The organism is Enterococcus sp. DIV2453a (assembly GCF_050533535.1).
Lineage (GTDB): Bacteria > Bacillota > Bacilli > Lactobacillales > Enterococcaceae > Enterococcus > Enterococcus faecalis.
This window is the reverse complement of sequence record NZ_CP172899.1, coordinates 81,028-97,332: the sequence shown is the minus strand read 5'-3', so window position 1 is coordinate 97,332 and position 16,305 is coordinate 81,028. Positions and strand designations below refer to the sequence as shown.

Here is a 16,305-nt window from a genome sequence, read left to right as displayed (position 1 = left end):
AAGTACTTTTGTGTATTTTTTCACTAAAAACTGTAGTTCTTTTAATTTTATATGAAAACATCCTGAAACAAGTCCTATTTCTTGTTTCAGGATGTTTACTTATCCGTTTTTAAAGAGTTATCTTTTCACTTTAAAACAATAGGTTGCTATGGCTAACGATAAAAAGCTCAGGCCTAGGAAGCTCCCAACTGCTGAAGATTGTTCCCCTGTTTTGGGGAATTTTTTCTTGGCAATTTTGGTCGTATTATCCGCTTTTTTGACTGTTCCTGACGATTCTTTATTTGTCTGTATCTGTTTAGTTGCTTGGTTTTCTGCTACTGATTCCTTTGTTTGACTAGCCTTGGCAGAGGGCTTTGAATTACTTTGAGCGTCATTAGGATCTTGATTAGACTCTACCGCGTAAATGACAGAATTCTGGCCTTTGCTTTGACTGTTTTCGTTTACAGTTCTTGGGGTGCTACTCTCACTTGTACTGTTGGTTGCGCTGGTCGTACTTGAAGCACTACTTTCGCTGGTACTACTGGTTTCGCTGGTTGTGCTTGGCGTGTTGCTTTCACTCGTACTACTGCTCTCACTTGTCGTGCTTGGCGTGCTGCTTTCGCTGGTATTACTGGTTTCACTTGTCGTGCTTGAGGTGCTGCTTTCGCTGGTATTACTGGTTTCACTGGTTGTGCTTGAAGTGCTGCTTTCGCTGGTATTACTGGTTTCACTTGTCGTGCTTGAGGTGCTGCTTTCGCTGGTATTACTGGTTTCACTGGTTGTGCTTGAAGTGCTGCTTTCGCTTGTGTTACTAGTTGTCTCTGTTGATTTTTCAACTAACAGAAGTAACGCCGTTTTTATGGTTTGTGTTAATTGGTTAATACGCTTTTGTGCATCTGCAGGCGTTTTAAAGCCACCAAGTGTTGGCTCTAATAATTCTTCATCTGACCAAGCAAGCAGTTGTTGTAACTGCTTATAGCTTCCTTCGCCAGTTGTTGTATCTATTAAGGCTTCTTGCATGGCTTGCCAAGAGTCTTTGGTATATACAGATTCGTCTAATTTATGAACGCTTGCAAGTTCATTTTCTGCTTCTGTACGCTCTAGCGTGATATCGGCTTTTTTGACTAATACTTTCATTGCAGATTGCAAATTACTTGTTAACTGATCCACTTGCTCTTGGGTTTTGTCCTGACTCTCCTGACCTTCTGCTAACAATTGTGTCGCCTGCTGATAATAGGAAGGAACAATTGTTTTAGGCCCAATGGCAGTGAATAGCTGCCAAGAGTAAACTGTATATTGGTTTGCTTCACCAATCGAAGCATAAACGGTTTGTAGCTGGGACAAATCAAGCTTTTTTGCCGGAGCCTCTACCGTCACCGGTACGTTCACTGTTACCAATGAACCTGTTTCATAAGTTAATTGAACAGTCACTTTTTGTTGGCCGATTTCATTTAAGACCTCTGGATTGACGATTTTAGCGGCTGGGACTGCTTCATCCGCGTCATTTGTATTAGCAACCAGTTGCTGCGGATCGATTGATTGTCCTTGCACAATCGTTGTAGCCACAGGGGTTGCTAAAGTATTTCTAACCGGAATTGGCGTATTTTTATATTGCTCGTAAAGTGTTGGTGAAACCAACGATTCCCATGTTGCTGGCATTAAGCGATAGTCCTCCTCTGTCCAATTTTCTACCAATAATTGGCCGTTTTTAAGGCCATCATCTCGAGTATTGTCTTTCACAAAACTCGTTTCTGGTCGGAAACCACCGCCACTAGCGATTAACAATTCCCGACGTCGATTTTGCGGAATATTATGGTAGTTAACAAACTGATTGTTGATAAATACGCCATTGAACACATTGTTATTTCCTGTATGTCGATTGTATTCCATCCCAATTGCATATTGATTGTCCCAATACTTCCAATCAAAAATGTTATTAGCCACTAGCCAGTTGGATAATTCTGAAATAGCTCCCTCTGCTTGCGTTTCTGCCAAACCAATCTCTGGTGTTCCATACATAATGAGGCCTGTATTTCGCAAATAATTATTCATAATCGTAATATTACGACCTGATTTAAACTTAAATCCGCCAGCTGGACCATTTTGTAGTCCACGTAAATGATTCCCCACCACCGTGATGTTTTGGGCGCCACGGAAATAAATTGCATGATCTCCCACTAGACCATTCAAGTTTTCATTATCATAGGGTGAATAGAAAAAATTATGTTGGACAGTTACATCCTTCAACATATTAAAAGAATTAACCCCGGTGGATAGATAATTTTGTTCATTAGGTACTGAAATAGCACCGGCTTCAATGGCTGTTTGCAAACGTGTAATAGTCGCTGCTAAGTCTGAACGACTGGTACTTTTAATCGCATCTAATTCTGTCACTTTTAAACCAAATAGATTGTCCACGATGTCTACATCTGACATATACTGGAAGCGACTTGGCGTTGAATAACCACCAATGTAAATCGCTCGGTTAAAATCACCTCCCGATTGCATATGTGCCGTGTCTCGCATGAAAATATTACCTGAAATTTTAACGCCAATATCTGCATTTAAATTGACCACGAATCCTTTTAATGGATTATAAAAGATATTGTTTGCTAGCGTTAATTGATTCGTCAATTTTAAGGTCACATTGATGCCGTCAAAAGCAATATTTTGAAGTCGTACATTGGTTTTCGTCCCGTACGTTGTGTCTGTTAGCTGAATCGGTGCACCTGTAGCATTATGTAAAATAGTGGCTCCTGTTGTATCGCCAATTAATTGATAATTTGAAGAAATCACAATATCTTTTGACAGAGCATAACTTCCCTGTGGTAAAAATAATGCCCGTCCTTCCCTTGCTGTCTGACTCAGCAACGTCTGTAACTTCTCTGTTTGATCCTCTGTGCTATTAGGCACCATCGCTTGCGCACCAAAAATCGTTGTATCTGTTGCGTTAACTGGTTCAACCGCTTCAGTCACCATTGGTAGACCCACCACTGTCAATAAACCAAATAGAAGAATGAGCATTGTTTTCTTCATGTGTTTCCCACTTTTCATTCCGTTACTTCCAACGGCTTATTTTGTAAAAGTTGATACAGCGTAATAACACGACTGTCTTCGTATGCATAAATTTTTTTAAATTTTGGATTCATATGTAAGATACTTGTTACCTTTAACAAGTTTTGATTTGTGACTTCTAATTCTAAAGCCTCAACCAATTCCTTTAAGCGAACACCGGCACTATTTTCTTCACAACTTAAAATTTCTTCAATTTGTTCCATCCGTTTTTTCATCTCATCCCGCCTTCCTTCCCTTGCTCTTTCTATTATATAGAAAAATTCTTGTGAGAACCCTCAATATTTTTTAACTGACTGTTAAAAAAAGTAGTAGTTCCTTTGCTATCAATAGCTAACCATCTATTATTTACGATAAAAAAAGCAAAAAAAGTACCTTTTTGACATAATTTTCAGAAGAATTGACGCAGTATTTATTAAAAAACAACGAGAAAACGTCAATAAGTAGGTAATCAACACCTACTTATTGACGTTTTCTTCTTGTCTTTTTTTACTTTTTAGAAAAATTTTTTTACAATTTATCGGACATATGCATCAAAAAAGCCCATTTTTTTGATTTTTTATTAAAGTGACGTGGTTCTTTTCTCGTTAATTTTTACTATTTTTTGGTTCAAACGATTATATTGCTCAAACGTTAACTCACTTGAAAGTAAAAAGATCTCTGGATGGCCCGTTTCTACATCTGCCAAAGAAGTCACTAATAGTAAATCAATATTTTGCCATTCTTCTTTGCTTGCTTCACTGTATCGTAAAACTTCCAATGCATAAAACCGACGAAAATTATTTTCAATCGAAAGTTTCACCCGTTCTTCTTCCAGTACTGGCAAGCCTGATTTTAACCCTAAAACAATTTTTTGTTCACGATGAATTAAATCATTAGAAAGCGCCAAAACACTAGAATAACGCAAAGCCAAAAATTCTTTATTTGTAAATAATTCATTGCCTGTTTGTTCGTAAAGTTGATTTAAGCCTTGGCTTAATTCTTCTAAAAGAACCGGATATTTTTCTTTGACTTTATTCCAAAAGACATTATACATTTTCACATTTTGGACATAGTAAAGTTCGGCAAATAAATGTGTAGCAAACAAATAATAAAAAATTTGCGGACGAATTTTTTCCAATTGCGGCGTCATTTGTATTTCTTCTAATAAGAAATGCTGGACTAAATGAGTCAACATATAAACAGGCGCTTCAGACTCATCAAAATGCGCTAAAATTGCTTGTGCAGTGGCTTCATCTTGATAAAATTGGTCATTGGCTAACAAGAAAAAGTACACAAAAGTTAAATCGTTTTTGTTAAGGAAAAGGGTTGTAGCTGTCATCTCTTCTATAAAGGCTTGGTAATGTTTATTACCTTCTAAATAAGTTTCTTGCTCGGCTGAAGGTCGATATTCGGCGCCTTGCGCACTACGGACTTTTGAGATAGCGACCATATATTTAACTCGGCGTATCACCGTTTCCGCAACTTCTACGTTGAAAAAAGCCATCATTTTTTGGACAGTTTGTGCGACTTCCGTTTCTTGTATATAGTCAAAAGGCCACGTATCACGGATTAAGTCCATAAAAATAGTGTAAGCAAAATGGCGCAAATACGCTTCATTGCCTTCAATTTTCCATGTGCTTTTATTAATCACTAACCCCAATGGTGCTAAAATTTCTGTAAACCCTTTGAGCAAGCGCCGAATCGTGGCATCACTGGTATGATATTTTGCTGTCGCTGGCACAATCCCATTAAATCGACCCCAGAATAAATCTTCCATTACTTGATAAGTTAAACTATCCCGAAAAATTGCTGTATAAAGTTTCTGGAACGCTTGGCTAGACGCCAAGTTCAAGCGATAGCCATGCCCCTTTTCAAAAGCCAAAGAAGCATCATTATCCACAGCATAATACGTAATGTCATCTTTTAGGAGTTCTACGTATTTTTTGACTGATTTTTTGTTTAATTGTAATTCTTCTGCTAACTCATTGATGTCAATCCAGCCTTCATTAATTGGCAAGTTTCTTAAAATAATAATTTTAGAAACGACATCTGTATCGAATATATCAACATATTCATCCCATTTCACTGTTCACTCAACTGCCTCTCTTCTGTTCTATTGTACACAAAATGAGAAATCTATTCCACGAAAAAATAACAGTTGTTTCTTTTATTCTTTCGTAGATGTGGACGTTTCAGGAACAAACACGTTGAGTCCCCCAGCTTCCACCGTTACTTTAATCGGTAAATCATCGGTAGGATCGCCATCTGTTCGTGTTTGGACTTTCTTGTCTTTTTCGCCCCTAATTTTAAATTGACTCCCAGAGAAATACACGACACCAGGAATTTCATTTAATTGTCCTCTGATAATTTTAGGTAAATAATAGACAAACTTGTAAAAAACTAACTTAGGCAAAATGATAATGTGCACTTCGCCGTCATCTGGCGTGGCATTGGCATCGAAATTGGTAAAGCCGCCAGCAGAATTCGTCATGGTCATCGTTAATAATTGGGCTTTGCCATGCCAACGTCTTTCATCGCCATCAATTTTTAGTTTGTACTTTTTCTTTTTCATTAATAAGCGGAAAAATTGCTTTGTAAAGGCTAAAGGACCATATTTTTGTTTCTCCTGTTGGGTCACATTTGCTGCTGTGTCCGCTAATAGTCCAATCGTTAAGGTCGAAATCATCACATCTTGATTTACCATTCCAAAGTCAACTGGCGTGGTCTGTCCTGCCAAAATGGTCTCAAAGGCGTCTTCTTCTTTCAAAGGAATACTTAACACACGCGCAAAATTATTGACTGTTCCACCTGGAATAATCCCTATTTGATAGTCACGAATGGTGTCTTTAAAATTTTGAACGGCATGATGAATGGTCCCGTCACCACCAATGACGACCAAGACACCCACTTGATTTTCTTTGGCATTTTTCCGCATTTCTTCAGGATCAATGTCTGGATTGGAAGGTTGCAAAATAACCGCTTCCCCTTTCGCTTCTGCAGCTTTTTTAAAGCGTTCTGCAATCTCTTTACTTTCACTACTTCCTGAAGTTTCGTTGTATAAAACCATCATCTTTTTCATCATTCTATCCTCATATCTCTAACTAAATTTCTTGCACATGTAAAGTGTACAATATTTTAGCCAAAATACCTAAAGATAGCATCGAAAAACAAAGGCTGAGGCACAAGCGATTTGCTCCAAGAACTCAGTAAGTTCTGTTCAAAGGCTAAACTGCGATGAAGGCTTACCTGAGAATGTCAATAAGAAGGAGCTACTTTTGTTCAGTTGATTAGCTTAAGATGAAAAAACAGGCCATCCGTCGAAAGGACGGATGGCCTGTTTTTTTATAGCTTTTGCTTATTTCTTGCTCTTTTTATAGAAGAGCCAACTTGCCAAACTGACCAACAGGAGGCCGATAAAGACAAAGAAGTAATTGACTTGTGTGTTGGTTTTCGGTAAACCAAGCCAACCTGTCTCTCTAGCTGCTTGTTTCGTTGTTGGCTGATTTGGTTTTGTTTTTTTGGATACAGGTTGTTTCTCGTTAACAAACGTGCCCGCATCCACGAGTTCAGGTTTGTCTTTCGCTGTTGCCGCAATAGTGAATGCGACTGCTTGCTTAGACAGTTGGTAACCATCCGGTGCTTTTGTTTCCACAAAGGTATATTTTCCTGGTTGTAAGTGGTTCACTTGAACTAACCCTTGGTTGTCAGAACGTAATGAACGAGCGACAGTTTGCCCTGTCTCTGCATCTGTCACTTTAAATTCAGCACCTGCTAAGGCATTCTTTTGCTGATCAATTTTCACCAGCTTGGCAGCACCTTGGTAATTAATAAAAGGTGCTTTAAGTACCACAGTGGCTGGTTTGCCCTGGTTGTCTTTGGCAATCGTAAAGCTTGCGCTTGGCGTTTCATTAAGAAGATAGCCAGTTGGCGCTTGTGTCTCCACAAAACGATACGTTCCCGGTGCTAAATTTTTCGCAATGACTTTGCCTTGCTTGTCAGACATCAGATTAGTTTGTCCAGCCACGGTTTGCCCTGTTTCATCAATGACCTTAAACACCGCACCTGCCAATGCTTCACCTGTTTCGTTTTCTTTGGTTAATTGAGCAGTTCCTTGATAATTGATAAGATCGCCTAAAGCAATTGGCTGCTCTTTTCCTAATTGGGCGGTTACATCAAATGGATGTGGCGTTGTGTCTAACAGATAGCCTGTTGGTGCTTTCGTTTCCACTAAAACGTAATGCCCTTCATTTAGCCCTTTAGCGTAAATTTCGCCAGTCTTATCCGTTGTTATTTCAGAAACTTTTTCTCCTGCACGATTCAAGAATGTTATCGGTGAACCTTGGGGCTGATTCTGCTCATCGGCATTGTAAATTGCAAAAACTGCACCCGCTAAGGTTTGACCTTGCTCATTGACTTTACGTCCCGTTACTTCCGCTTGATAATTCACAAATTCTAACTCATCTAGTGGTTGTTTATCATTTGAATTCTTCTTCACTACAAAATAAATGGGTTGTTTATTGACGATATAGCCATCCGTTGCATCCAGTTCATCTAATTCATAGCTACCAGCGCCTAAATCCTCCATAGCCAATGAGCCATCTTTTTCAGCAGTTACTTCTCTTTCAAAGATTTTTTCCCCGTTTTCGATTCGATACAATTTAAAAATTGTTCCTGGAAGTGGGTTCGCATTGGTATCAATTTTCTTAAAGACGGCGCGTCCTTTGAAATTGGCGAAGGCCCCTAATTGGAAGATCTCCGGATCGCCTTTGAAATCACCACGAATTTCTACTTTTACTAATTCAGGATAAATAATATAATCTGCGCCATCTGGTAATTTTGGTGCTTTGATTTCTTTGTAATAATAGGTACCTGGCGCCAAGTCTCTAAAGATAATTTTGCCATCTTTGCCACTCGTTGCTGTAATCCCTAATGATTGTTTATTGTGATCATATAATTCAAAAACAGCACCTGCTAATGGTTGGTCTGCGCTATTCGTTTTCACGATTTGGAAAGCCCCTTTGTAATTCACAAAGTTGTCACTAGCAACAACGACCGCTGGTTTACCAGCATTTTTCTCAGCAATTTCAAATGGGACTGGCGTGGTATTTAATAAATAGCCTGTTGGTGCTTTGGTTTCTACAAAGCGATATTTACCTGGGGCTAAGTGCTCTGCAATAATTTCCCCTTGATTATTTGTCGTCAAGCCTGTTTGAATCGTTTGTCCCTTCGCATCAAGCACTTTAAATGTCGCACCACTTAATAAGTGTCCATTCACATCTTTTTTGATTAATTTAGCTGCGCCTTGATAGTTAACAAAGTTAGCCGTTGCTATAACTGTTGCTGGTTTGCCCCGATCGCTTGCTGCAATCGTGAAAGCACTTGGTTCAGTGTTTAAAAGGTACCCTGCTGGCGCTTTAGTTTCCACAAATTGATATTTTCCTGGGGCTAAATCCGTCACTGTGACTTTTCCGTTTGCATCCGAAACTAAGTGTTCTCGAACCACTTGTCCTGTGGCATCAAGGACCGAAAATTCAGCATCTGCCAATAGATTACCTGCTTGATCTTTTTTTATTAGCTCAGCAGAACCTTGGTAATTCAGCATTTTAACGTGAACGTCACGAATTTGCCCACTCATACTTTGTGTCACAATGAATCGTTTTGGCCTAGTATCTAAAAGATAGCCTGTCGGTGCTTCGATTTCTGTGAACTGATAAAGCCCTGGTTTTAAACTATCCACCTCTAACTGGCCATTCGCGTTGGTTCGATCCGGCGCAAGGGGAACTTCTTCCCAATGAGTAAACGGCGTGGTTACGGCATGCTCTAATTTAAAGCGTGCATTGACTAATTTTTTGCCCTTCTCATCCATTTTTTCTAAAAATACTTTATTGACATCGTTTTTAATAATGGTTGGTTGTGCTCCTTCGGCTGAAGTTTCTTCATCAATAGTAATGACTCGGCCTTTAGCTAATTCGTCCGAAACTGTATAGCCTTCTGGTGCTTTTGTCTCCACCAAAATGTATTGCCCTTGCGGCAACCCACCAAATGTGATAACCCCAGTGGCGTCTACTGTACCTTCACGTAGGACTTGTGTTTTAGCTTGGTCCCAAATTTGGAAATGGGCGCCTGCTAAAATAGTCGTCCCATCCATGGCTGTTTTCTTCAGCTGAATTTTGCCTTTGGTCCCTGTAGCATGCCCGCCACTGTGATCAATGTCAACGACCACATCGCCATTGTCATCCCCATGAACGACTTCTGAACCATTTCCAGTAATTGACACTTGGTTGGATACCGTGTCTGTACTCCCCGCCGCTGAAGAAGTCACTAAACTACGATATTCCATATAATAAGGTGCTTCAATATGGGCCATTTTAACGACAATTTTTTGTTGTCCTGTTTCATTATCGGTGGTAACTTCCAGTGTGTAATCTTTTCCTTCTTCTAAAATAACAGATTTATCTGGCGTAATAGTTCCGTCTTCTGTTACGTTGGTACCGTAAATCACCAATGACTCGGGATCTAACACTTGGTTTGGTGAGGGTGTATCAGTAATAACCACATCGTCTAAAACCGATTGGGCGCCATTGATCATTACATGCCAGTACACATGATCTGGATCATCTTTGTGGTATTCGCCACCTTTTTTCACTGATTCGCCACCATGTTGAATAGAAACTTTTCCTGTCACATCACGTGAAGAACCTTGGTTTGTATAAGATGCGGTATTGTCATAACTAGCCGAACCTTCGATAACTTTTTCATCAACAGACGTCTTAAATTCAATCACATACGTACGACTATCATTAGGAAAATCAACACGCCAAGTATTTTGGTTTTTCTCGCTTGGTTCTTCCATTGTGATATCCGTCAACGGTTGCGTTGGTTTCACTTTTTCAACCGAACCATCTGGCTTTGTATTGCCTTCATAGACTTTCAAGCTCCCAGCCAAATAGGTTTGATTGGCTAAAATTGGATCCGTCAAAAAGGCGTCGACTAAACGATTATTACTTAAATTCACCGCAAGCGTCCAAGTGATTTCTTTGGTGACGGCATTGTAAACACCGCTTTTTTGCGCATTTAAATCAAAAGCAGGTAAAGGTTTAAACGGTTTACTATCTTCTGAATGATGATTGTTTCCTGCTTCATCCGTCCAATCAATGGCAGCGGTATTTCGATAATGGTCCAACGCAGGATTGTTAGCGTCTAACTCGGTAACATCGAAAAAGGTAGTATAAGTTATGTGGAAGGCATCACTTGTTTTGGCATACGCCCCTATAAAACTTACCTTAAAGCCTGTTTCACCATCTGCATTACGAGTTATTTCTACCATGAAATCCTTGCCTAACGTCAACTGAGCACCAGTGGTTGTATCTTTGACAACCAACGAATTGGGTACCATAGTTAAGCCAGGAACTGGTTCGTACGTATCCGTAATCACGGCATTTTCCATCAAATAATTATTTTGATTCACAGCTAACGTCCAACCAATCGTTGAATTTTGATAATCAACTGCACCAGTGTTTTTAATAATATTTTGTTGACTGGCTGTGCCATCACCTTCTGAATGCTGACCAGTGCCGACATCCACACGATTATTCACGGCAACATCGCCTTCGACAATTCCATCAACTTTGGTTTTATAATCAATCTTGACTGCGCCATTCACGTCATGTAAAAAGTCAATTGCAAAGGAACCGTCTCCGTTGATTACCACTTTGTAATCTTTTCCTTCCACAAGTTCTGCTCCAACGACTTCATTTCCTTTGTCATCAAATGTCACTGAATATAAATGTAAAGAATCTGGTTCAAACGTTAAATTATCCCCCATTGTGTCTGTAATGACTGCTTGGTCTTTTGGAATGGTTTGTTCACCATAGTTGTAGTTAATTTCCCAAGTGAATTCTTGATTGGCTTCGTCGTAATCTATATTGCGCTTGTCTAACATTTTGCCATATGTGGCGGTAACAGTTGCTTCAGCATCTAACCCATTTGGATTATTATCACTTGTTAACGTCGCGTGATTTTTAAAAGGCACGTCGCCGCCGCCATCTGGAATAACCGCCTCGTCAATCGTCGTTTGGTACTCAAGACGATACGCTTTATTCGTGTCACCTTTAATCGTCACATTGCCATTTGCATCATACGTATATTCATCTGGGCTAAGTTCGCGCCCCACTTCTTTAATTGTTCCATCAAGATTCATCACTAACTCATAGACTTTCACGGACTTAAAGGTATTCCCTGTTGGCCATGTTTCCGTCACAGTTGGATTTGTTTGATCTTTCATCGCTTGATTGATATCTACCGTCCAAGTAATCGCACTAGGATTGGGCGTTCGATCAAAATGGCCTTGTTTATCAATTTGTTGTTCGGTATCTGGGACAATTGGAATCACTACAGGCGGCAAATCTTCTTGTGTAGGAATATCAATCACCCAATCTCCTGGACCCCGCCCATCTGAATCATTCAAATGAGTATCTAAAGAAAAGTCCCCGTGAATGTCACTTTCAGACGTGATTCGCTCATTAAAGGTAAAACGAACCGTACCATCTTCACTAATTGTGTAGGTTCCATAGACATTGCCTTCTGCATCAACTAAATCACCTGAACCTGGTTTATTAGGTTTCAAATTGCCAGGTAATTGAAACTCGAAGTAATCGCCTGCTTTCATTTGTTCTCGTACATCTTCTGGAATCGACCAGTTAAAGTTCCAATGAATGGTCACATCTTCTTTATACGGCGGTGTTGCTGGTGTGCCATCAGGATTTAAATAAATCGAATCTTCAAAATTATCGATAATCGTTGTTTCATCACCTGTAAAATAGTCACTGATATCTGTTGGTCCTGCTACGCGCGGTTTGACAGTCGTAGACTCGGTTGTTTTACTTTCTATCGCTTTTGTCGTGCTGGCGACAGTTTCTTCGGACGAACGAGGAACAGAGGAGTTTATAGATGCTTCTTCTGTTGAACCTTCATTCGCTGATGCGGCTGGCGAACTCGTGATTGCCGTTGATTCTGTCGGATCAGTACCAGTATTTAACGTCAACGCTCGTTGCTGTTGTCCATAAGAAAACGTCACATCTTCTGTAGCTGTAGGGTTCAACGTTAAGACTAACGTATCTGCTAACGCTTGCTGATTCAATTCAATTTGAATCTGTTTCTTCTGGTCATCCACTTGAATCTTGCGCGTATTATTGGGCGCTGCCCAATGTGCAGCTTTGATTGACACATTGGCACTATAATGCACTACAACCTCTTGTGTTACTGGTTGTGCTTTTCCTTGAAGCGCTAAGGTCATTTCTTGCTGGCTGGTTTGCTTCGCTTCTCCTAACGTTAACTGACCATCGCTGTTAACATCTTCCGCCAAAGCCATGAGTGGTGTGCCATAATTTAGAACAAGTAACAAACACATCAACCCGTAGAGCCAACGGTTTACCATTGGACCATTCTTTCTCATTTCTTTCATCCTTCCTCTACTAACGACACATAGAAGAGAACGTTCACTTCGTACCAATTTTTTATTTTAAACCAAATAAGTGAGTGCTCTTCTGTTGTCTTTCTTCCTTGCTAAAACAGACAGCCAACACACCTTTTCTTTTTATCTCCTCAAAACGCACTCTTACTTCGAATGCGGATTCATTTTCTGCTTTTTCCTATAGACTCTTCTATAAGAATAAGAAGAGTATAACGAGATTTTTCAGCAAAAATTATCAACAACTTCTCCTCCAAATAGAAAAAGTTGATGAAATCCCAGAAACCCTTTTCATCTTTATGAAAACACTCCTTTAATCCTTTTTTATTTGTACTAGTCCTTCTTCCACTATACCGTTTTTTTAATTTTTTTTCATAAGAACTAACCAGACAAAAAAGCCTATTTGTATAAGCTATTTAAGCTAAAAAATCAATAGACTCAAATTATCATTTTTGTTATTTAAATGTTTTATATAAACCATTTGTTTTTCTTAATAATTTTTTGCTCTATCATTTTTTATCCGCATTTTCTTCTATTTAACACATTTAGTTCTTCTTGATTTTTAAGAATAGATACAGTAGCATAAGAACAACTAGTTCTTTCACTGGCAATTGTCAATGTCGCTTAGAAAAGAATGTTTTATCTGTATTATCTGAAAAATCAAACAAGCGTAACCAATTAGAAAGGTGGTTATTATGCATAACTTATTAACCAAACAGGAAATTCAGTTACTTTCCCTAATTGAATACTTGTATGACAGTAAAGAAAAAGTCCCCATGCAAGTACTCCGGCGAAAATATGAATTTTCCCATTACAATATCAACAATTTATTGAATCAATTAACTTTATTAATTTCTCGAGTCAATACACATGAAAATGTACATATTCGCATTATTAATAATCAACAGTCCATAGAATTAGTCGCCGATGAAAATATCCCGATTGAGTTAATGAAAGAAGCCGTAGTTCGCGGGTCATTAACTTATATGTTAGCCTTAGATTTACTTTTAAAACGCTATACTTCAGCCAAAGATTTTTGTGAAGAGCATTTCATTAACTTTTCTATTTTCAAACAAGTCAGTGACCGTTTAAACAATTATCTAGCTAGATTTAATTGTTATTTAAATTTAAAAAGGCGAGAAAAAATTTGTGGCAAAGAGAAAGATTTTCGTAGTTTCTTTTACTCCTTATTTTTCATTTCAGGAACTTCTCTCGTTCCTTTTTTATCTAAAACCAATCAAGCGCAATTGCAGAATTTTATTGAAATCATCAAAAACCGTTATCCTTACTTTACATATACCGATTTACGCAAATTAAAATTAATTATGTCCATAGGTTTACTCCGTTACCAATCTGATTTTACAATCAGCGATTATCCTGAAATTGCTACGATCAATTTAGCCTTTCCTTATTCAGAATTTCAATTATTAGTGAATGATTGTTTTATTAATGAACAAAAAGAACCCGACACATGGCGGGCTGAAATTCGTTTCTACTATGATTTTTTCAGCACATTAACGATGTATTCACTTGAACAAATAGAAACGGTCAACTTTGCCAACTTAGCGATTATGGGCATGGATGAAAGTCCCCATGTCACCTGGATTTTTGAAAAATGTACGCAATTACAGTTGGATTTAAGCGCAATAGAAGTAGTCTTTTTGTTGGTTAATTTATCCAATGCCAGTGAACGACTGATTCATTTCCCTGTGGAAGAGGAATTGAGCTATGAGGTTGCTAATGTCTCTTTGTATGAAAAACAATACCCAAACGTTTCACGAACAACCAACTATTTCTTAAAACGTTTGCCTTTTGACAAAAAGCACCCACTAGATGCGTTATTTAAAGAAACCATTTTTTTAATTATTCGGAGCGTTTTATTAAATAAACAAATTCCTGTTAAAATTTTACTTCATTCATCTATTAATCAGATACAAGAAAATTGGTTAGCGAAGGAAATCAATAATTATTGCGATGTTCCTTTGAAATTTGTTAATCATATTCAAGAAGTGCCTGACTTAGTCATTACTGACAAAAATAATCCGCTTTTTCACGCCAGTAAAACCTTTTATTGGCATCCCGTTCCTTATTTAGACGAATACCATAACTTAAAACAAGTCGTCCGCAAAATTTATTTTGCCAAATTACGTGGGGAAAACAGTTTGGAGGGAATCGGATGTTAACAGGATTACTTGATGTACCTTATCGTAAAAGTTTTGCTCTTTTAGAAGAATTACTCGAACGTCGTGAAGCAGAAGAGCAAACATTGGCGATTTCTACTTTAGCCACTCAATTAAAAATGCAACAAAATACCATTCTACAATCTGTAGCTTTGCTCCAAACAGAAATTGAAAAAAACGGCTGGGAGAACTTATTTTCTTTATCAGCAAATGCCAAAGAGATCACATTTTGGTTTGCACCCTATTTCCAACTGTCGTTTTTGATGCCCTACTTTGTCAAAAAAAGTTTCGCGTATCAAGTACTGACCTATGCCTTTAATCATAATGCAATTGATAGCAAACATTTTGAAAAAGTCCTAGAAATTTCTTCGTCAACCTTTACACGAAAAATTGGTCAATTAAACCAATGGCTCCAAAAATATCAGATTGAAATCAATTTAAAACGTACCAATGTGTTGGTGGGCAAAGAAAAAGATATCCGGATTTTCTTTATGATGCTTTTTTGGAACAATTATTCTGAAGGAGACTGGCCGTTGCACACGATCACTAAAAAAGAAGTCCATAGTCTCTTTCGACGTTTAAAACATTCTGTTTCCTTCAATACAACACAAGATTTTACAAAAGACTTGATTTTTTCTGCGGTGATTTTAGCGCGTTGGAAAGAGGGCTTTTTTATCAAAGAAACTTTCGTAGAGGAAGAAGCGATTGTTAATCCCTTTGTTAATCTGAGTGAATTTGAATTGTTTTTTAAAGAAGAAGCCTTACACCAAGTTCCAACAAAATTTATACAAAAAGAAGGGCTTTTTGCCTTTTTCTTATTAACGATTAGTGTCAGCTACGCCACACAAGATGTCTTGGAAATTCCAGCAGCACGGATGCATATGGTCCAGCTATTAGGCTCACCCATTAAAGAGATCATTTATCAACTGACGTCTTTTTATCAAATTAAATTGACATTTCACGAGTACCTTTATCTATATACTTCTATCCAAAATTTAAGTGTCTTTTTTAAGACCTTTGTTACGATTGCCAATCCATTTGTGCAAGAAAGCTTTTTAAAAGAAGCACTTCAAAAAAATCCGAGTCTCTACAAAGATGTGAAGCGACTTACAATTGAAATGCTTCCAACATTGATGGGCAATGAAAAATTGTTAGTTGACTGCTTGTTCATTCTTTTCTGTACACTGAAAACGAAATCTTTACCACCGATTCGTGTCTTAGTACGGACCAACCAAAGTAACTTAATTTTAGATACCCTTTATGAAAAGCTAAGTAAAGCCGTGGATAAAAAATTAATTTTTGTCGCTTCACCAGAAAAGCCTTTCGATGTAATTATTACAAATATCTTTTCAGAAATTAGTGTCAAATCAACGATTCCTACTTATTATGTTGATTTTTCCGCTAGCATTGGTGAACTAGCGCAGAGCTTAGAAAACTTAAATACACAAATTGTCACCAAACAAAGTCCACGCCACTTTTAAAAGTTTTCACGTGAAACATTTTAAGTGATAAAAATTACAAAAAACGCCAAAAGGTAGCAGAAAAACTGCTACCTTTTGGCGTTTTTTACGAAAATTTTCAATGTTCCACTCTAGTGATACCGAAACGTAGAACATTCATTTA

Annotated in this window: 7 protein-coding genes; 2 read left to right on the top strand and 5 right to left on the bottom strand. The window is 38.2% G+C overall.

Annotated elements, in window-relative coordinates; all coding sequences use genetic code 11:
* Window positions 1-117: 117 nt before the first annotated feature.
* The 5 genes from IGK03_RS00400 to fss1 all read right to left on the bottom strand — a co-directional run bounded on the left by IGK03_RS00400 (window position 118) and on the right by fss1 (window position 12,487).
* The gene (locus IGK03_RS00400) at window positions 118-3,033 is read right to left on the bottom strand and encodes a glycosyl hydrolase family 28-related protein (protein ID WP_179141071.1); all 2,916 of its coding nucleotides are present in this window, start codon (window positions 3,031-3,033) and stop codon (window positions 118-120) included.
* Window positions 3,030-3,269: a hypothetical protein gene (locus IGK03_RS00395; RefSeq protein ID WP_002356115.1), complete on the bottom strand. Its 240-nt coding sequence runs from the start codon at window positions 3,267-3,269 to the stop codon at window positions 3,030-3,032. The genes IGK03_RS00400 and IGK03_RS00395 overlap by 4 nt, the downstream gene beginning before the upstream one ends.
* A gap of 344 nt (window positions 3,270-3,613) precedes the next feature.
* Window positions 3,614-5,119 (bottom strand): helix-turn-helix domain-containing protein, encoded by a 1,506-nt coding sequence (locus IGK03_RS00390; RefSeq protein ID WP_010707948.1) that lies wholly within the window; start codon window positions 5,117-5,119, stop codon window positions 3,614-3,616.
* A gap of 81 nt (window positions 5,120-5,200) precedes the next feature.
* Complete coding sequence (locus tag IGK03_RS00385; RefSeq protein WP_010707947.1) at window positions 5,201-6,115, bottom strand: diacylglycerol/lipid kinase family protein; 915 nt, start codon at window positions 6,113-6,115, stop codon at window positions 5,201-5,203.
* 273 nt (window positions 6,116-6,388) lie between these two features.
* Entirely contained in the window at window positions 6,389-12,487 is a 6,099-nt protein-coding gene (fss1, locus tag IGK03_RS00380; protein WP_152681320.1) for a fibrinogen-binding MSCRAMM adhesin Fss1, read from the bottom strand.
* A 710-nt stretch (window positions 12,488-13,197) separates the two neighbouring features.
* On the opposite strand from fss1, the gene IGK03_RS00375 reads away from it, so the two are divergent.
* Together IGK03_RS00375 and IGK03_RS00370 are read left to right on the top strand one after the other, a co-directional pair.
* Window positions 13,198-14,685, top strand: coding sequence for a helix-turn-helix domain-containing protein (locus IGK03_RS00375; RefSeq protein WP_033921965.1), 1,488 nt, complete (start codon window positions 13,198-13,200; stop codon window positions 14,683-14,685).
* Window positions 14,679-16,163: a helix-turn-helix domain-containing protein gene (locus IGK03_RS00370; protein WP_002373754.1), complete on the top strand. Its 1,485-nt coding sequence runs from the start codon at window positions 14,679-14,681 to the stop codon at window positions 16,161-16,163. The genes IGK03_RS00375 and IGK03_RS00370 overlap by 7 nt, the downstream gene beginning before the upstream one ends.
* Window positions 16,164-16,305: the final 142 nt, after the last annotated feature.